Source organism: Acinetobacter sp. TGL-Y2 (assembly GCF_001612555.1).
Taxonomy (GTDB): domain Bacteria; phylum Pseudomonadota; class Gammaproteobacteria; order Pseudomonadales; family Moraxellaceae; genus Acinetobacter.
Map to the genome: position 1 here is coordinate 1355531 of NZ_CP015110.1, position 19045 is coordinate 1374575.

General features: G+C 36.3%; 12 protein-coding genes. 9 read left to right on the forward strand and 3 right to left on the reverse strand.

All coding sequences use genetic code 11. The annotated features are described in order from the left end of the window. Window positions 1-47: 47 nt before the first annotated feature. The 4 genes from AMD27_RS06310 to AMD27_RS06325 all read left to right on the forward strand — a co-directional run bounded on the left by AMD27_RS06310 (window position 48) and on the right by AMD27_RS06325 (window position 4178). On the forward strand, window positions 48-1184 hold the full coding sequence (locus AMD27_RS06310; protein ID WP_067657839.1) for an adenylate cyclase: 1137 nt from the start codon (window positions 48-50) through the stop codon (window positions 1182-1184). Then, entirely contained in the window at window positions 1181-1633 is a 453-nt protein-coding gene (locus tag AMD27_RS06315; RefSeq protein ID WP_067657841.1) for a three component ABC system middle component, read from the forward strand. Before AMD27_RS06310 ends, AMD27_RS06315 begins: the two co-directional genes overlap by 4 nt. Beyond that, the gene (locus AMD27_RS06320; protein ID WP_067657844.1) at window positions 1630-3654 is read left to right on the forward strand and encodes a DUF3732 domain-containing protein; all 2025 of its coding nucleotides are present in this window, start codon (window positions 1630-1632) and stop codon (window positions 3652-3654) included. Before AMD27_RS06315 ends, AMD27_RS06320 begins: the two co-directional genes overlap by 4 nt. Window positions 3655-3725: 71 nt before the next feature. Next, entirely contained in the window at window positions 3726-4178 is a 453-nt protein-coding gene (locus AMD27_RS06325) for a hypothetical protein (RefSeq protein WP_228140722.1), read from the forward strand. Here the strand turns inward: AMD27_RS06325 and AMD27_RS06330 are convergent. The 3 genes from AMD27_RS06330 to xseA all read right to left on the reverse strand — a co-directional run bounded on the left by AMD27_RS06330 (window position 4164) and on the right by xseA (window position 8452). After that, window positions 4164-6902 (reverse strand): UvrD-helicase domain-containing protein, encoded by a 2739-nt coding sequence (locus tag AMD27_RS06330; protein WP_067657850.1) that lies wholly within the window; start codon window positions 6900-6902, stop codon window positions 4164-4166. The two genes, AMD27_RS06325 and AMD27_RS06330, sit on opposite strands and share 15 nt — an antisense overlap. A gap of 100 nt (window positions 6903-7002) precedes the next feature. After that, window positions 7003-7197, reverse strand: coding sequence for an exodeoxyribonuclease VII small subunit (gene xseB / locus AMD27_RS06335; protein ID WP_067657853.1), 195 nt, complete (start codon window positions 7195-7197; stop codon window positions 7003-7005). Continuing rightward, on the reverse strand, window positions 7187-8452 hold the full coding sequence (xseA, locus tag AMD27_RS06340) for an exodeoxyribonuclease VII large subunit (protein WP_067657856.1): 1266 nt from the start codon (window positions 8450-8452) through the stop codon (window positions 7187-7189). Before xseA ends, xseB begins: the two co-directional genes overlap by 11 nt. A gap of 148 nt (window positions 8453-8600) precedes the next feature. Here xseA and AMD27_RS06345 point away from each other — a divergent pair, with 148 nt between their 5' ends. The 5 genes from AMD27_RS06345 to AMD27_RS06365 all read left to right on the forward strand — a co-directional run bounded on the left by AMD27_RS06345 (window position 8601) and on the right by AMD27_RS06365 (window position 18968). After that, on the forward strand, window positions 8601-8936 hold the full coding sequence (locus AMD27_RS06345; protein WP_171254783.1) for a hypothetical protein: 336 nt from the start codon (window positions 8601-8603) through the stop codon (window positions 8934-8936). Window positions 8937-9408: 472 nt separating this feature from the next. Further along, window positions 9409-10344 carry a hypothetical protein gene (locus AMD27_RS06350; RefSeq protein ID WP_067657859.1) on the forward strand — a complete coding sequence of 312 codons (936 nt, stop codon included), beginning with the start codon at window positions 9409-9411 and terminating at the stop codon, window positions 10342-10344. A gap of 86 nt (window positions 10345-10430) precedes the next feature. After that, window positions 10431-13613 carry a type VI secretion system Vgr family protein gene (locus AMD27_RS06355; protein ID WP_067657862.1) on the forward strand — a complete coding sequence of 1061 codons (3183 nt, stop codon included), beginning with the start codon at window positions 10431-10433 and terminating at the stop codon, window positions 13611-13613. Between the two features lie 18 nt (window positions 13614-13631). After that, window positions 13632-18581 carry an RHS repeat-associated core domain-containing protein gene (locus tag AMD27_RS06360; RefSeq protein ID WP_228140723.1) on the forward strand — a complete coding sequence of 1650 codons (4950 nt, stop codon included), beginning with the start codon at window positions 13632-13634 and terminating at the stop codon, window positions 18579-18581. Continuing rightward, complete coding sequence (locus AMD27_RS06365) at window positions 18582-18968, forward strand: hypothetical protein (RefSeq protein ID WP_067657865.1); 387 nt, start codon at window positions 18582-18584, stop codon at window positions 18966-18968. The last annotated feature ends 77 nt before the right edge of the window (window positions 18969-19045 follow it).

Sequence of the window (19045 nt, forward strand, 5' to 3'; positions counted from 1 at the left end):
CATTACGTTACAAGTAAATGTTTCACAGATAGTTGTAGGAGGGGATTATGAGTGATGGTCAAACAAAAAATGCTGCACTAACAACAGCTTTAGCTTTTCATTATCAAGTTTTGATTGGCTTGGATAAATGTTTTTCATTTGAAGATGGACAAACTGTATGGTTTGAAAAAGATGGTGATGTCAGCTTGATATCATCAGATATTACAGAATCGAGTCAAACTGAAGTAAAAAATTATGCAGCGCCTCTTACGGATCATCACGAAAACCTTTGGAAGACGTTAAAAAACTGGCTGGCACCAGAATTTAACCATATTCAATACGGTGTTTTAATACTTCATACAACTCAATCATTTGGCGTAACTACTAGCCTTAAAGATTGGAATTCACAGAGCCCGGAACAGCGTCTAGAAGTATTAAGAAATATTTTTTCAGATCGTACCGAAGATCAACTTAATGCTGAAAAACCATCAGAAATTATAAGGATTCAGAAAGAGGTAATGCTAAATAGCGCTGAATCGGAACTTAAATCTATATTGGGAAAAATTATTTTACATGTGGAAGCAGATGATCTTGATGTTTTGAGACAGAATTTTTGCACAAAACTTGATGGCTTTATCCCTGTAGCTAATCGGCAAGCCTTTACGGAGGGGCTGATAGGTTTTATCTATGAACAAGCCAGTAATACAGACTGGACAATTGAAAAAAATCTATTCAATCAAAAAAAAGAATCTTTAACTGCCAGATGGGGACCCACCTTATTTACAATTCCTGATTTTAATAATAGGAATGCAGCTGAAGATGAAGTTGAAATTTATGTTAGTCAGTTATTTGCTCGTAAAATTATCGAGATAGAATATGGAGATGTTTTGCCTGAAGCTATCGGTAATTGGCTTGAGTTAAGAAATTCTTTAATAGAAGAATTAAATGGCTATCCTCAATTTAGAGCCACTGTTCATCGTTATCGAGAGCAGTGGATTCGTCAATTTTCAGCTAAGCATCGTACTGCTAGTCGTAAACAAGGCAACTTAACTGCGATTTCACAAGATTTATATGATCAACTAACTAGTGAATCACCTTTTGGAATTGATGGTTATTTAAGTCCAGACTTTGTTTTTAGAAACGGACTTATTCACGATCTAATGGATGATGAGGATTTGCAATTAAGATGGAAAGTTAAACAATGACAAGTATTGTCGATGCACTTTATGAATTGAAATATAATCCATTTGAGTACGGTGTATATTTTTCCTCGTTTTATACGGCTCTAGGTGAATTAGAGAATAATTTATTACTTGCACCTTTGGTAATTCCTTTATGTAGTCATCCTATATTCAGTCATAAGATTTTTAAATCAAACGTTAAAAGTACTATTTGGTCGATTTTTGATGATCGTACTAAGCTTTATGATTTACAAGAACGAATAAATGAGTTTCAAGTATTAACTGAGCAAAGCATTCAATATTGCTTGGTTAATGATTGGCTATTTGTAGATGAGCAAAATTTGTCTTTCCGTGGATGTGATAATTTTGCATCAAAACTTACCAAGAAAAAAAGTGCTGAGAAGCTAGGGCGATTATTTTACGGTCATTCTGTGGTTGAAATTTATGCCTTTTTAGGAGTTAAGCCCCAATGAAAACATTAATTTATGAAATAGGGGTAATTGATAATCAGGGAAATAAACACCCTGTTAATTTTAAAAGGGGGCTAAATGTCGTAACGGGCAAGTCTTCGACAGGTAAAAGTGCTTTGATTGAAATTTTTGATTATTGTTTTGGTAGTAGTGAAAATACAATTCCTAAAGGAATTATTACTAAAACAGTTTCTATTTACTATGTTGCTTTATCAGTAAATGGACAAGATATGGTAATTGCGCGTAAGCCCGAAATTTCAAGTAGGGGATTTTTCCGTCGGGTTGATTCATTTAATTCGAATGATATTTCGGATGAATATTTTGATAATAGTTATTTCCGTCCTTTAGATGAGTTTTTGAAACATTTAAGGAGTTTTTTTCTAGATATAGATGATGTTGATGAGTCTTTGTTTGCTAGAGAAAACAGGTACAATAAAGCTAAAGCTCCGACCCCATCAATACGTAGCTTTGCATCATTTATGCTTCAGCATCAAAATCTTGTCGCTAATAAACATGCTCTATTTTATCGATTTGATGAAAAGGCGAAGCGTGATCAAGTGATAGATCACACAAAAATATTCTTAGGATTAGTTAAACAGGAATATTTTATCTTATTACAAGAAAAGGAACGATTAAACGCAGAAGTTAAACGTTTAGGACGTTTAAAAGAAACAAATAAACAAGTATCTGAAAATTATAAGCGATACATTGGTCCTGTTCTAGGTCAACTTTATGCTTTAATGGGCTTTAAAGAAGTGCCCTTATCTGTGGAAAAGGTGCTTCGCCATCCACAGGATGCTAAAGACCAGCTTGATCGTATTATCGTATCTGAAAATATTGATTATAAATCTAATGCGACCACTCAATATTACAATCAACTTAAGTTGGAGCGAAACGAAAAGACGGCTAAACTAAGAAAGCTTCAAAGACAAGTGATATCTACTAATAAACATATTCAAGAAGAAGCTCTCTTTGTTGAAAACATTAACAAGTTCAGCTCTCCAAAACATGTAAATATATCATCTTCAGTTTGTCCATTTTGCCATACTGAAAAAGATACATTACGAGAAAGTGCGGAAAGGCTACAACAGGCTATCGTTAAGGTTTCAGGTAATCTTGCTCAAGCACGTCCTATGAAAGCTAAATTTGAATCATTCTTGGTAGTAACTCAACGTGAAATTGAGCAGTTTGATAAATCATTGACCTTGTTAAACTTGCAAATAACTGAAATAGAACAGACTGAAAAACAGTTAACTGAACAAAAAAGTTTATATGAGAGTATTTTGATGCAAAAGGCGAAGCTTTTTATGCTTATTGATACTCTTAACATGGCAGACGATATTGATCTTGAACAGCAAATTAATGATTTAAACGATGAGTTAAATTCTATAAATCATAAACTTAAAAAATATAATGTACAGAAAGGTTTGAATGATGCTTCTTTAAAAGTAAATGAATATATGGCAGAAATCGGAAGCCATTTTGAATTTGAACTTGACTATAAGCCTATCAACCTTCATTTTTCATTTGAAACATTTGATCTCTATCATTTAACAGCAGAAGGTGAGAAAATTTATTTAAGATCAATGGGTAGTGGTGCAAATTGGTTATATAGTCATGTAACCCTATTTTTAGCATTACATAAATACTTTGCTGAATTAGGTGATAAATGTTCTATACCTTCAATTTTATTTTTTGATCAGCCTACACAGGTATATTTTCCAAATTTCAATCGAGACAATTCAGACAGTTTTGAGAAAGTGAAACTAGAAGAGATTGAGCAAAGAAAGAAATCTGATATGGAAACTAATATTGATGAAGATGTTAAGGCAGTAGAAAATTTATTTAGTCAGTTATCTATTTATTGTAATGAAATTGAATCGAATATTGGTTTTTGTCCACAGATTATAGTTATAGACCATGCCGATGGTTTGAAACTAACAAATGGGGTTTCTTTTGATTCTTTAGTGAATGAAAATAGATGGCGTACAAGAGGGCTAATACATCCAGTCCCAGATATTTGAGTATCATTTTAATAAATAGGCAGTAAACCATAATTTTATTTTAAATTTCAAATATTGTTAGGTGCTAAATATTGGAAATTGGTAATGATGTTCAGAAATTCTTGAATGCAATTTCACAAATAAATAAAGATGATTTTAATTTTAGTGTACTTTCTTTATTTCCTAAGGAATGTTGTGAATACTCATCTATGATGCTTGCTCGTTATTTAATAGAAGAGTGTGGCTATGCTGCTTCAAAAATTAAAATGATAACAGGGCAGTTTAGAGATGATTATCAGTCTAAGCATTTATGGCTAAACGTGCTTGGAATGACCGTGGATATAACTTGTGGGCAATTTAAAAATTCACCCAAGAATATAATTATTGAACAGGTTAGTGCATGGCATGATAGTTTTATCATATTGGATTCATCAAAACCTATAATAAATTTTGAAAGTTATTTGGATGATTACGAAGAGCAAGCATTAGAATATGACTATTCAATGATTATCCAAAATATTCATCAAAATTTAACTGAGTTTTAAACTTCTTGTATAATTACAATTTGGATAACGATTGCATCCTAAAAATGCACCATATGGACCTTTTTTAATTTTTCTAAGCCGTCCTTGATTACATTGAGGACATAACCATTCATGTGGTATGTGGTTGTTGATTAGTCTATTTTCATCCTGCGGTATATAAATAAATTCTTTAAAATTTGGATCTTTGGTTATTTCTTCAAGAAAAACAGAACCACGTTCACCAATAAGAAAAACTTTCTCTTTTGCGCGAGTAATTGCGACATAGAACAGGCGGCGTTCTTCAGCATAGGCATGTGTTTCAGGCTGAGGCAATACCATATTTAAAAGTGGATCATCTTCTTTTTCAGAAGGGAATGCGCTACTACCTTTGTTCAAGCCAACAAGAATGACATAGTCTGCCTGTAGCCCTTTAGATGAGTGGATTGTTTTAAATTCAACTGTACAGTTTCTGAGAAATGCTTGAATACTACTAAAATCAGGTTTGTGGTGCTTATACCGACCTAAGATATAAATAGACTTTTTCTTATCTGCTCCAGCATTAGCATTATTGATCTCCATAATAGTTTTAAATAGATATTCGTTAATATCTTGATTCTTGGTAGCGAAATGAATTTCAACAACGTTACTGGTTGTCTGATCAATAGCCTTCACCACTTTTTGCATTTGCACTTTATTTTTTTGGATAAAACCACTGGCAATGTTGGCAATCCCTTGATTGGAGCGAAATGTCTGGGTGAGCTGAGTTTGTTTGGTATAACCAAAGGCTTTTTCAAACTGTGTGAAAATACTAATGTCTGAGCCTGCAAAGCGATAAATTGCTTGCCAGTCATCACCAACGCAAAATAGTTTAGCTTCAGGTACCTGATTTAAAAATGCTTGTATAAATCTTGCTCTCGCTTGAGAGGTATCCTGAAATTCATCTACGATAATGAGCTTGAAAGGGCTTTTATATTTGTTTTCATTAACAAGTTTTGCTGACTCAATAAGTAAGTCATCAAAATCATGTGCTTTACAAGATTTTAAACTCTCCTCATATTTTTCATAAACTTTTGAAAATAATTGTAAAAATAGACTTTGACGTAATGTGAGAGAAGGGATTTCTAAGAGTTGGGTAACACTGGCCTGATTTGATTTATAATGGCTCAAAAAAGTACCATACAGATCATTGGTATCTTGTTCAAAGATAGATTTAGCTTTTTCTGTGATCTCTAACAAACTACGGGCTTGAAAAACTTGTCCACGTGCAATTAACTCTTTTTCCAGCTTTTTAAAAATAGAGCCAGTAATGAATTCATTAAAAGTGGTACAGATTAAATCAGTTTTAAACTTTGTGTGTATTTCAGTTTTCCACTTCATTTCGTCCAGATATTTTTGTCCAAAATGAGCAGGTGGTTTGCCATACTGATCCACCGCATAATGTTCTAAATAAAGGTTTATATCTGGGAAGTAAAAATCAGGTTTGTACTGGCGGTAGTTTTCATTTGCTGTGTCATGTTCATAATCCATTTCGTAAATGTAAGGAATCCCTTGGCTGTATAGCCAATTGGCAATGGCCTTTTCACCGTGAGATTTTACAATTTCACCTTGATATGTTTCAAAACCATTCTTAAATCTATCAAATGTTTGTTTTTCTGCTTCTTGCCAATCTTTTTGATTTTTAAAGATAAAAGGGGACAAAGGATTTTTTAAATATGCTGTCTTAAATAATAGGTATTTCCCCTGAAAATCAGGATCAGTCTCGTTCAAGTCTTTTATGATTTGGTTTAATAAAACTTGAATTTTTCCAGCATGATCAGAGACAGAAGGACTTCTTCCTGTTGCTTTACCAATAACTCGAACACCAAGTTTGTGGAAATTAAGAGCTTCTATTTTGCTATCGAACTGTGCAAGGATATTTTTCAACCTTAAATTAATGCGCTCGTTTAGTTCATCTCCGGCATTTCTATTAAAAGCCAATACTAAAATTTCTTCAGGTTTATACAGCCCTGTCAAAAGTGCGTAGCCAACTTTCCCAATAATGGTCGAAGTTTTACCTGATCCTGCGGCAGCCACAAGTAAATTACGATCTTCAAAAATGATCGATGAAACACGTTGTTCTTTGGTGAGAGGTGTACTTTCAACTTGATCAAAAAAATCTTTATTTGCGATTAATTCACTTTCAATAAAATACTTGTTTTTGATATCAATGGAGTGGTTGTCTTTGATAGGCAATTCAATAAACTGTTTCAGTTCTTCAAACAAATCTTGTTTTGAAGGTTCAAAGGCAAAAGAAGGATCTCTCTGAATAAGGTTGTGAAACCGCTCAACCTCAGTTTTTGCTTTTAGGGTTAACTCCTCTCTAAATAAGGAGCTAAAACGATGAGAGAGATAAACATATTGATTAATGAAGTTTTGGTATGCAGATATATGCGGTTGCAAAGCTCTTTGAATTTGCTCTGCATTTCTTTTGTTTTTCAAGAACTCTGTATCACTTTGAATTTCTATCTTAATTTTTTCAGCTTGCGTATTCAAAATGCCTTTAAATAGAAAATTCTGATCTAAAGTTTTTAAAGTCAGTGATGACCATATCCATCCTTTTTGGATGTGGATTTCCAAGATATGCTCGGAATTTAGTTTTGCAATGTTGCCATCTAATTCGAGAGAGAGTTCTGGAAATTCATAGTTTATAAGCCATTTGGTTGAGCCTGCAAAAATATAGCTGAGTAAACTTGGTCGAATATCCATGACGCCCTAAAATAAAAATAAGTTATTAGAATAATGGCTCATTTGAAAATAATTATAAAGTTTTAGCACGATTATCTGGTGATTTAGTCTAAATTCAAATTTACTCTTTAAATGTATCATTTAGTGCTTGTTGCACAGCATCAACCCTAAATTTACAGGCTTTATATGCATCCATAGACTGTTCGACGATTTTCATTAAATTATCAATGTCTGGCTGTTCTTGAGATTCAAGTAATTCGGCATTGTTCTTTAAAATTTCATAACATTCTTTAAAACTTAAGTTTTCATCTGTCATTTGCTTTTACCTGTAAGACTTGAGCTTCTATTAGACCATCCTGCATCTCCACTGAAAAGTTTGATGAACCTAATTGTTGGATAGAATGAATCGCCTTACCTTCGGAACGAACAACGGCATAACCCTTTGCTATCACTTGTTTCGGATTCTGAAGTAAGGTTTCTCGTAGTAATCCATCAATTTGATTGGATGCTAATCTAATTTGCTGATTGGCTAAATAATGTGTTTGTTCTTTCAATTGATCTAAAGCACTATTCGCTGTATTTAATTGAGCTTGAGCCAGTACTTTGATGACTTTCATCATTTGATCATTTTGATTCTGATAAGTTGAAATTTGATGTTGGGACAATCGTTTAATCTGTTGTATAAAACTGGACGTTTCTTGCGAGCGTTCAACGATTAAATTACGGATACCTGCTATGACTTTACTGGGTGTATCAAAAGAGCGATGTGCGATTTCATCTAAAATAGTACGATCTTTTTCATGACCGATGCCCACCCAAATTGGTACTTTTCGTTTGCAGAGTAGGGCGGCAAGATTATAGTCATTTAAGTAGGCTAAATCATTGACAGCACCACCACCACGAATGAGTACAATCAAATCCGGTGGTGTATTAAAATCAGTTGCCCATTTTTTTAAGTTTCTGGCTAAAGCATCCATAATGCTATGTGCAGCAGTATTTCCTTGGAATGTAGCAGTATCATAAATAAAATGGCAGACATTCGCTTGTTCTAAAACATCAGCATCTCGTTTAAAATCACCAAGCCCCGCAGCATTTTCAGGCGCAATCACCAAAACATGATGGACATCAAATGGCATGGGTAGTTGTTTATTCTTATTGATTAAACCTTCTTGGGTGAGTCGTTCTATAATTTGTTGATAACGTCTTGCAAGATCACCTAGCGTAAAGCTTGAATCAATATCTTCAACATTGACTGAAAAACCATACTGCGGATCAAAGCGTGCTTTGACTTTAATTAATACATTTAGATCTCGAGACAGTTCAATCCCTGTTTCGCGTTCAAATTTTAAAACCATTTTACTGGCTAATGTTTTCCAGATTGTTGCACGACAGCTGGCAATGACTTTATCTGAATCTTGCTGTTTTTCAGCAAGCTCTAGATAGTAATGCCCAGTTTTAATATTTAAGTTGCGAATCTCAGCTTTTACCCAGACAGCTTCATCAAAAGTCATTTGAATGACTTCTTGAACTGTTGTGAGGTATTCACTGAGGGTTAATTTAAATTCAGGCATCTATCGCAATATAATTCATTTCATTTTTTGAATCTTAGCAAACATCTGATTATTGTAATAGTAAAGCGTGATATGAATGACTCTAGACAGACCACTTTCTTTTTTTTGTGATATGCGTATCTTACTTAAAACAAAAACGAGGCAGAATGTGAAACAAGTACTACTTATAGGTTTGCTGAGCCTTGGCTTAATTGCCTGTCAGAAAGAACAAACTGAGCCTAAAGAGGATCTATTGGCTAAACAACAATTTGAACAAGCTGATCAAAAAATTGGTGTATATCTTGATATTTTAGACAATCAAAACACTTCTAAACAACAAAGCACTAAAATAATCTGCGAGGACTATCCTCGAACTTATAAAGCTGATTATTTACCGAAATTAATAAAATTATCGCCAGAATATACCGAGCAGAAACTACTCAAACACTTAGATGAGGCTTTAGATTATTACAAAAATAAATTAGATATTGAGTGTGCGAAGTAGTACCGCAGTAGTATTAATTTATTCAATAAATGTGGAATATTAATTCTGACACAAGCTTCTATTTCAATAACTGCAAACTCAATTGTTCAGCGAACTTTGGATTGATATGGTCTGCCACAAAAAAACATCTGGCCATGTCGTATTTTTTTGTGTATTTAGTGGTAATTCCAGTATGTATATCAGCATAGATAAACGTATCAACCTCAGAGGAATGGCTTAATCCATAAAGTATTAAGTGAATTTTCTAATATGAGAAAATAACGATCATCTATGAGGTTGGCTGAGCTGAGAAAGTGGATCACTTTTAGGGTGTTGAGGAATTTGATTAAAACAAGTTTATTTAAAACATGGTTTTTTAAATAATCTAAGCATGCGCAGTAATACATGTAAAACTTTGCAAAAATTACTTCAAATTTTAAGCTGAACTTGATAAAACAAACAACGTTGATCAATAAATGAAGTCTCAGTGAAGATGGTGAGTAAGTATGTGCTTTATCCAATTCAAACGGTCAAGGATTGGCAAGGTGAAGATTGGGATATTTATGAAGAACGAAAAATAGTAGTAGGTCTTACTCTGCAATTTGGCTGGCGTTATGGTGCACCACGATTAGGATCTAAATCTCTGGTCATAACTCCTGAATTAGCCGATTATATTAAAACACTTACATGGCTTGAAATGACGGATGTGCTTGGTATTTCGACCTCAACAGCAACCAAAATTCGATGTGAACTTAATCTGCAAAAAGCCGTGTCTCGACGTAACTATAAATGGATCATTCAACACCAACATGAAATATTGAACTACAGTTACCCCATGTTATTTGAAAAATATGGGTTGAGCAAAGGTACCGTAAAAAGCTATTCCAATTATTTAGTCAGCGAGCTCAGTATAAAAGATAAAAAAACGCGCATTCATGAAAACCAGTATACAGTTGAAAAAATCTACCAAACTCATAAAGTACAAATTGCACAATGCAAAAGTTTTAAAGAACTACAAAAAATCTTACAAACCGATGATTACACCGCAAGAAAATTTCATGAACTTGCCTGTGCAGAATTACAACTACCTGCGATGAGTGAAATTCATCTAAAACAATTAAATGCAACATGGCAGTGGCGTTATCAACATCGAGACACGATTTTAAATCCAGATATCACGATTCTGCAAATTGCTGCTCAGCTCAATACCTCTACAGACCAAATCTACAATGCCCGTAAAGCCTTGCGACGCAGATTAAATATTAAAGAAATCATCGGAGTGGTGGGTATAGAAAAATGGGTGTTGCAACATGCAACTGAATTAACAACATTCAAGATAAGTGAATTACAAAAAAAATATCAAATGACCAAAGGACAGATAAAGTATCGTCGTATGCTTTTAAAAAGACTGCAACAAAATGAGACATAAAGTGTTGTTTAAATAAAGGCTAAAGTTAGACAATTTTAGCTTTTATTTTGTATAATTCATCACAATCTGAAATCAAATAATAAATTATGGCAAATCATATTTACGCTGCATTAGAACAACTCGGACTAACTGCACAAAAGCGTGCCATACACCTACAGTTCAGCAATAGCATACTCAACGATAAAGTATTCCTACAACGTATTGATGGGACACATGCCCTCAACCAAGGCATAAATTTACAGCTCATTTGCCTATCTACAGATGCCCACATTGCTTTAAAAAACTTCATCGGCTGTCAAGTCGCGGTCGATATCGTTACTGACCAATCAGAACTAACACGAATCTCAGGCATAGTGACTCAGGTGGATATCGGTGCTAGTGATGGATCACTGACGATTTATCGCCTGAACGTAGAAGATGCAACAGCGCTTTGGAAACACCGCAGAAACTCGCGTGTGTTTATGAACAAATCAGTCGTGGATGTCATTCAAACTGTCTTTCAAGAATGGCAAGACAAAAGCGCCTTGTTCGCAACAAGCTTAAGCTTAGATACAAGTGGCATAACCAAAGACTACGACATACGTCCCTTCATCATGCAGGCTTCAGAAAGTGACCACGACTTTCTCACACGGTTAATGAGAAGCGAAGGTATCAACTGGCTGATCGATGAAGCTCAGCACAAAGTATCCAGTTCAACAGAGCAGATCCAAGCCCAAAAACTACGCCTCATAGATGACAACAATCAATATAAAGCACTTGACCGTCGCAATATCCGTTTCCACCGCAGCAGCGCAACCGAACAAAGTGATTCAATTACCAACTTTATCGGACAACGCTCCATTCAACCGACCGCAGTACACGTACAAAGATGGCAAGCCGATGCTTTAGAGACCGAAGAAGGTGCAGGGAGTGTACAAAGCAAACACAGTCACAGTGAACACTATGACAATGCGAGTTTAGGTTTAGAACAAGCATGGCACTTTTCGCCTGCATGGATGCAAGACTTAAAAGGGGAAGATGGTGCGACTCAATCAGGCAACAGCCAAATTGAAAAGTTTAATGAAAACTTAAGCAACTACTATGATTCACAAGCCAAACAATTCACAGCCACATCCACTGTACGTGATAGCCTCGTCGGCTACTGGTTTGAATTGAATGAACACCCTGAAATAGATCAACATAGCGGTTCGGATAAAGAATTCCTGATCACTGCTAAGACTTTTTATAACCAAAACAACTTACCCAAAGATCTCACAGATCAAGTGACCGCATTACTCAAACAAAGCAATTGGCAACACAGCGAAATCAGCACCAATAACAAGGATGAACGCCAAGCCAATAATCTGATTTTACAACGACGCAATATTGCGACTGTTCCAGAATACAACCCACTGCAACACCGACCCGTTGCGTCACCGCAACGTGCCAAAGTGGTCGGACCTGATGGCGAAGAAATTTATGTAGATGAATGGGGGCGGATAAAAGTTCGCTTCCTGTTTACTCGTAATGAAGACAATGGACATGATGGTGGTGCAGGCTCCAATGACAATGACACCGATTCAGCCTGGGTCGATGTACTGACCCCTTGGGCAGGCGAAGGCTATGGCGCACGCTTCCACCCCCGCATCAATGAAATTGTCGTGATCGACTTCTTTGACGGCAACATCGACCGCCCCTTTGTGGTCGGACGCATACACGAAGGGCGACGCAGCCCGACTCAATTCGATCAAAAAGGCAAACTGCCTGACACCAAAAAAATCGCAGGCATCCGATCAAAAGAAGTACAAGGCGAAGGCTTTGGCCAACTTCGTTTTGACGACACCACAGGACAGATCAGCTCACAACTACAAAGTAGTCATGGTGCAAGCCAACTGAACTTAGGGAAACTGAGTCATCCTAAAGACAAGGCAGAAAGCGAAGACCGTGGCGAAGGCTTTGAACTGCGTACTGACCAATGGGGTGCGTTACGTGCTGGTCAAGGTTTATTGCTCAGTACCTACAAGCAAGACCAAGCCAAAGGGGAGCATCTTGATGCAGAGATTGCTAAGAAACAACTCGAAGGCAGTCAAAGTAATGCCAAAGCCTTAAGTGATATTGCGAAGAATCAAAAGACTGATGAAATCGAATCAGTCGAACAGCTCAAAGAATTGGCTGAACAAATTCAACAAAAGATCGCCAAATTTAACAAAGCCTTGCTCCTGCTCAGTTCCGCTGATGGCATTGCCTTAAGTACCCCAGAAGATATTCACTTATCTGCGGATGCACAGATCAACCACTATGCAGGCGATAGTATCAATTTTAGCACCCAAAAGAATTTTATTGCGCATGCACAAAATAAGCTGAGCCTATTTTCTGCGATGACTGGTATCAATCTGATTGCAGCAAAGGGTAAAGTTGAGATTCAGGCACAGTCTGATGCTTTAGATATCTTTGCAAAACTGGGTATTAAAATTAGCTCGACCGAAGATCGGATTGAGATCAGTAGTCCGAAAGAGGTGGTGATTACAGGTGCATCATCACAAATCACCTTAAATGGCTCAGGGATCTTTCCGAAGACAGGTGGTAAGTTTCAAGTCAACGCAGGGCAACATATATTCCAAGGGGGTGCGAGTGCAAGTGCTCAATCGAATTTGCCTCCGCCACCCAAACGTGGGCAAGGGGTACTGGAATTGCTGCATGACTATAGTCATGGTGAGTTTGTAAAACAGGGTGGCTATACCGTTGTTGATGCATTGGGTAAACAATTCACAGGACAACTTGATGATAAAGGGTTTGTACGCGTTTCAGGTTTAGCAACGGGTGCTGCTAAAGTTGTATTTGAAGATGACAAGCGAAATCCTTGGGAAGAATCCAGTGACTTCAAGCGGCCCCCAATGTGGCCAAATGAGAATGACCCTGATGCACAAACTTTAATGGGTAAAGCAGACGCTATACTTAAGAGTGCCACGAGTGAGGCAAAAAAAGCCTTAGGACAAGCATTCACCAATCCATCCTCGATTATGAAAGCAGTTGAAACTGCCAAGCAATTGAAAGAAGGTGGAGCAAAGGCATTATTGCCGATGTTACAACAAGAGGTTGAATCAAAAATTGCCAATCAAATTTCAAACTTTGTTCCTAAAACTTTGGGGCAAAATACAATTAGTGGAATCAATGGCAACATCACTCCACCGCAGTTAAATAATCCCTTACGTCAAGAAAATGTGAAACAAAACGAAAATTTAGCTTCAAAAAGCGGTTCGTTAAATACAATGAATTTTACATTTAAATAAGATTAGAGAATTATAAAGATGGGAATTCCGCCTAAAACAATCAGTAAAACACCTGCAAAAAAACCAAGTGTTAGAACCAATACGGGTCAAGTTGCTGTTACACCACTGAATAAATTGTATGCTGCAGATGTGAAGTCTGGCATGAACAAAATAAACTCTTGGCTTAAAAAAAATACTAACAATTATGTTGATTTAAACACTATTAAGAGTGTTGCAGGTTCATTACCTGTGATAGGTAATGCTATTGCATTGGTTGATGCAGTTTATGATGTTATTGATATTAGTAAAAAACCCAGCCCAAGTTTCTTTGATTGGCTAAATTTAGGTTTGGATGTGATTGGTATTATTCCTGCACCCCCAACAATGGCAACCATGCGGATGAGTATTAGGCCAACGCTTAATTTGGTTCGTCAACAAGCCAAAGGTGTTATTTCAGACACTATTTTGGTGATATTGAGTGATCATTTAAATGAACGTATTGCAGGAGAGTTAGATCAATTTGCTGCCAAAGCACAACCTCTAGTTACAGGAATGATGCAGAATTGTGGTACGAAAATAACTGCAATTAGTAATGATTTTGCCAATGGAATTCAAAAAATTCTGAGTGGTAAGGTATTTAGTTCAACTGGTAATGTAAAACAAGCACAAAAACAATTAAGTAAAGTTAGTATCAGTAATTTACAGCGTAATACTCAAGCAACTATTGGTAATGCCGTAGATGGTGTGGTCAATTTATGGAAAGCGGGTGTTAAAGAAAATATTAATACAGTGGCTAAAGGTATTTCTTTCGCTGTTCCTGCTAGTGCGAAACAACCGATTCAGACTGTGATTAATCTAATTCGAGCATTTGGGAAAAAAGCACCCCAATACTTGATGTCATTGGCTGATCCTAAGAAAGCGATGAGTATTGCATGGTTACTGAATGTATTATTACAAGCTGCCTTGAAGTTTAAAGCTAAAAATAAAAAAACAGCGGCAATTAAGCAAAGCCAAGTGACAGAGAAGAAAAAACAAAAACCAAGTGGAGAGTTGGAAAAAACCAATAACCAAGCTAAAGCTAAAGCTAACCCAAATGAGCAGTTGTGTCCTGTAAATTTGGGAGGCGGAAAAGCCAAAGTTGGTACTAAAAACCATATTACCTTTGCAATGGGTACTGAATTTATCACCCATCAAGATGCTGTTGTTCCATCTATTGAGAGTTTTATTTTAAACAGAACTTATGCATCCAATCTTTATCCCTTGGATGGTGGAGAGTTTGGTGCAAGATGGTTGACCCCATTCACCACTCGAATAGTCCCACAAAGCGAGTATATTGAAGAGACAGAAGAAAAATCAGGTTATATCAAACATCTAAGTGGTTTGGAATATATTGGCGCAGATGCTCGTGCTATTAAATTACCGAAGCTAAAAGTCGGTGCCAGTTTCCACAATCAAACAGAAGATTTTTACTATACAGTTGTGTCTGACACAGTGCAGATGATTTCATATAACAAAGAAGAAAAACATATTTTTGAGAAATACCAAGAAGGGTATCGTTTAGCGACGATTGAATACAAAAATGGGATTACCATTGCAGTACGCTATGATCATACATTAGAAGAACAATCTTTTATTTCAGATGTCTTAATTAAAGAAAAACAAAAACAACTCGTGCATGTGGCTTTCCAAGTTAATCCACAAGGGCGAATAGATGATGTGTGGTTGGTTGAAAAAGGCCAATTGATTCGTCCACTTGCGAGTTATAACTATAATGAAAAAGGCAATTTAATCGAAGCCATTACCGAAAATGGTGCAAGTTTTCATTACCAATATGATCACCATCTATTAACTCGCTATACCGATCTTACCAATCGTGGAATGAACCTTGAGTATGATGGGATTGAACCGACCTCAAAGGCATATCACGAATGGGCGGATGATGGCAGCTCAGATACACAATTGGCTTGGGATGAAAACATTCGCTTAACCTATGTGACGGATGCCTATGGTGAAGAAACTTGGTACTACTATGATATTGATGGTTATACCTATCGAATTAGATACCCGAATGGACTAGAAGAATGGTTCTTCCGTGATGATTTTGCGCGTGTTACCAAACATGTGGATACCGATGCTGCGGTCACAATTTACGCTTATGATGAACATGGCAATATTATTGAAGTAACTCAACCTGATGATTCAACTTTGTATTATGCCTATGACGACAAACGTCAACTGATTGGAATGGTTGATGCTGAGCAAGGGCGTTGGTTTAAAGAATATGATGGGCAGGGCAATATTGTTAAAGAAATTGATCCTTTAAAACATGAAACAGCATTTAACTATAATGTCTTTGGATTAGTCACCAGTATTAAAGATGCCAGAGGTGGTTCAAAAACACTTAAATATGATGATCAATCGAATTTAGTCAGTTATATCGATTGTTCAGGCAAAGAAACGCAATGGACATATGATGAACGAGGGCGCATTAAATCGGTAGAAAATGCCTTAAAACAAAAAGTAGAATATTTTTATACCGATTTATCAACTGAGCAAAGAGAACCTATTGCCAAAGGACTGCCATTAAATGCAGTGAGTCAGCTCGAAAAAATTAAATATGCTGATGGAACAGAAGAACATTATATTCATGATGCTGAAGGACGGTTACTTGCACATGTAGATTCGAAACAGCAACAAACCCGATATGAATATGACGCAGCAGGTCTGATTGCATCACGTACAGACCCACTGAATCATAAGCTGAAATACCAGTGGGATAAACTGAATCGCCTCAAACGTCTGACCAATGAAAATGGGGCGTGTTACGAATTCTTCTATGATGTTGCAAGTCGCTTAACCAAAGAAATTGATTTCGATGGTAAAGAGACGCTTTATAAGTACGATGAAACCGATGGTAATCTTGCGAGCAGTATCGAAGTTGCATCGGCATATGGTCAAGATTTAAGAGACCGTGCTGCACCGAAAGATCGAATTCAACAATTCCTCTTTGACCGTATGGGGCGTTTAGAACAACGCACTGCTGGGTATGGTTATATAGAACAAGACTTAGAACAAAAGCTAATTGAAGAATTTTCTTATGACAGCAATGGACAAATCATTCAAGCCAAAAACAGCGAGAGCAATTTACAATGGTATTATGATGCCGTCGGAAATTTGACGCGTGAACACCATCAAGATTTCAAAATAGGAAAAACTGCTGTGTGGAAACACAGTTATGATGAAATCAATGATCGAATTAAAACCATTCGACCAGACGGACAGAATATCGACTGGCTCACCTACGGCAGTGGTCATGTACAGAGCTTAATTTTAAATGGTGAAGACATTGTTAGCTTTGAACGTGATGATTTACATCGTGAGTTGGTACGCCACTATGCTAATGGCACCAGCCAAGAGCAACAATACGATGTAGTTGGACGTTTAACCCAACAGCGTGTAGTCAATGGACATGAACTTGGCTATCAAACAACATCGAATCAAATTCCAAATAATGCAGTTAATGAAACTGAACAACTGATTCAACGTTTATATCAGTACGATAAAACGGGTCAATTGATTCATATACAAGACACACGTCGTGGTGATATTCAATACAAATATGACCCAGTTGGACGCTTACTTGAAGCCAATAGCAAACTGGGTAAAGAAACCTTTAACTTTGACCCTGCAAGTAACATCATCGATCGTTATAACACTTCAAAAGAACACAGCTACAGTCAGAATGTGGAAGAAAAAGGTTATGGCTATAACCGTTTAGTCAATAACGTAGTGAAAGAATATCTAGACCAACAATACCAATATGATGCTTATGGTCAGTTGATCCGTCAAAAATCGACTAGAGGTGATTTACATCTTGAATGGGATGCGTGTGGACGACTGATCAAAAGTCGAAATACCGAATATACCGCAGAGTACCGTTATGATGCATTAGGTCGTCGTATTCATAAACGCAGTAAACAGCATCATACAGGTGATGAACAAAATGTGATTTATGGGTGGGAGGGCAATACTTTAGCCTATGAATCAAATGATCACGCCACCAAGCACTATGTGTATGAAAAGGGTACATTTATCCCATTGGTACAGGCGGTGTACGCGGAAGCGATAGAGCTTCATCAAACGCCTGATTGGTCAGATAAACCTTATAGCTTACAACGCGATCCACTTTGGAAAACGAGTAAGAAAGCCAAAGATTTTAATGATGTATGGTATTACCATTGTGACCACTTAGGTACGCCACAAGAAATGAGCGACCATACTGGTGCGATCATTTGGAAAGCTGAATATAAAGCATGGGGTGAGTGCAAGACTGAAAAAGCGAAGTCAAATTTCTTTGAAAACTCTGAGATCATCAGTAATAATATTCGTTTCCAAGGGCAATATTTTGATGAAGAGACAGGGCTTCATTACAACCGCTATCGTTATTATTCACCGTATGTAGGGCGTTTTATTTCCAAAGACCCGATTGGATTATTGGGTGGATATAATATTTATGCTTATGCGCCAAATCCTATCAATTGGATAGATCCATATGGCTTAACCCCTTCTTATCCATGCGATTGTGATGATATTTTAAAACAAGAAAATGTTCAAATTGGTACTCATCGCGAAATGACAAAACAGGGTAAAAAAACATTGAACGACTCACATCATGTTTATCAAGATGCGGCAGTCAATAATATTAAGGATTATAAATATTATGACGCTATTGCGGTAAGTATTCAGGGGAGAAATGAGAATAAAACTACTACAGGAACTCCACATTATAAAGCGAATAGGGCTCAAGATGCCTCTTCAAAAGCCGGTTTACTTGGAAGTGAAACAGTTGTAGCTTTTAAGTCTCTAAGAGCGGCGGGGTTAAGCGCAAAAGCATCAAAATGTGCGACATTAAAAGCAAGATCATATTTATCAGGGTTGGGTGCTTCAGCAGGATCATCAACAAATATTTTAAGTAGAAGGAAAGGTTAAATGAGTAAAGTTGACACATTACAATTAGACGCATATCAATTAATAGAGAATTTTTTAAGTTATTTAAATAGCAAAAATTTCTCTAAACTTGAAAATGAATTTGAATTATCTTCTTCAATGTATGAGGAAATAACCGAAGAATTGGAGAGAAGCATTGAGCAAAAGGCTTATACTTTATCACTGACTCCATATAATGAAATTGACAGTTCTAAAGCAAAAAACCCGAATAGGCCAATATTTACAATTGAAGAAACAGAAGATGACGGTGAATATATTGTTGAGTGTAATATATATAATGAATCTAAGTTGACTGATCTAATTTTACAGGGATATTTGGAGTATGAGAATGGGAAAATTAAGTTTACATTACCTTTGTTCAAATCATGAAAAAGTTTAGTAGTATAATATATGCTACTCAAAAATTTTAAAAACTGTTAAAAAGCCCGATAATTTTATATCGGGCT

Coding starts and splice junctions, on each gene's coding strand:
- AMD27_RS06365 (WP_067657865.1), top strand. CDS start 18,582: ATGAGTAAAGTTGACACATTACAATTAGACGCATATCAATTAATAGAG.
- AMD27_RS06350 (WP_067657859.1), top strand. CDS start 9,409: ATGGTGAGTAAGTATGTGCTTTATCCAATTCAAACGGTCAAGGATTGG.
- AMD27_RS06310 (WP_067657839.1), top strand. CDS start 48: ATGAGTGATGGTCAAACAAAAAATGCTGCACTAACAACAGCTTTAGCT.
- AMD27_RS06355 (WP_067657862.1), top strand. CDS start 10,431: ATGGCAAATCATATTTACGCTGCATTAGAACAACTCGGACTAACTGCA.
- xseA (WP_067657856.1), bottom strand. CDS start 8,452: ATGCCTGAATTTAAATTAACCCTCAGTGAATACCTCACAACAGTTCAA.
- AMD27_RS06330 (WP_067657850.1), bottom strand. CDS start 6,902: ATGGATATTCGACCAAGTTTACTCAGCTATATTTTTGCAGGCTCAACC.
- AMD27_RS06360 (WP_228140723.1), top strand. CDS start 13,632: ATGGGAATTCCGCCTAAAACAATCAGTAAAACACCTGCAAAAAAACCA.
- AMD27_RS06320 (WP_067657844.1), top strand. CDS start 1,630: ATGAAAACATTAATTTATGAAATAGGGGTAATTGATAATCAGGGAAAT.
- AMD27_RS06315 (WP_067657841.1), top strand. CDS start 1,181: ATGACAAGTATTGTCGATGCACTTTATGAATTGAAATATAATCCATTT.
- xseB (WP_067657853.1), bottom strand. CDS start 7,197: ATGACAGATGAAAACTTAAGTTTTAAAGAATGTTATGAAATTTTAAAG.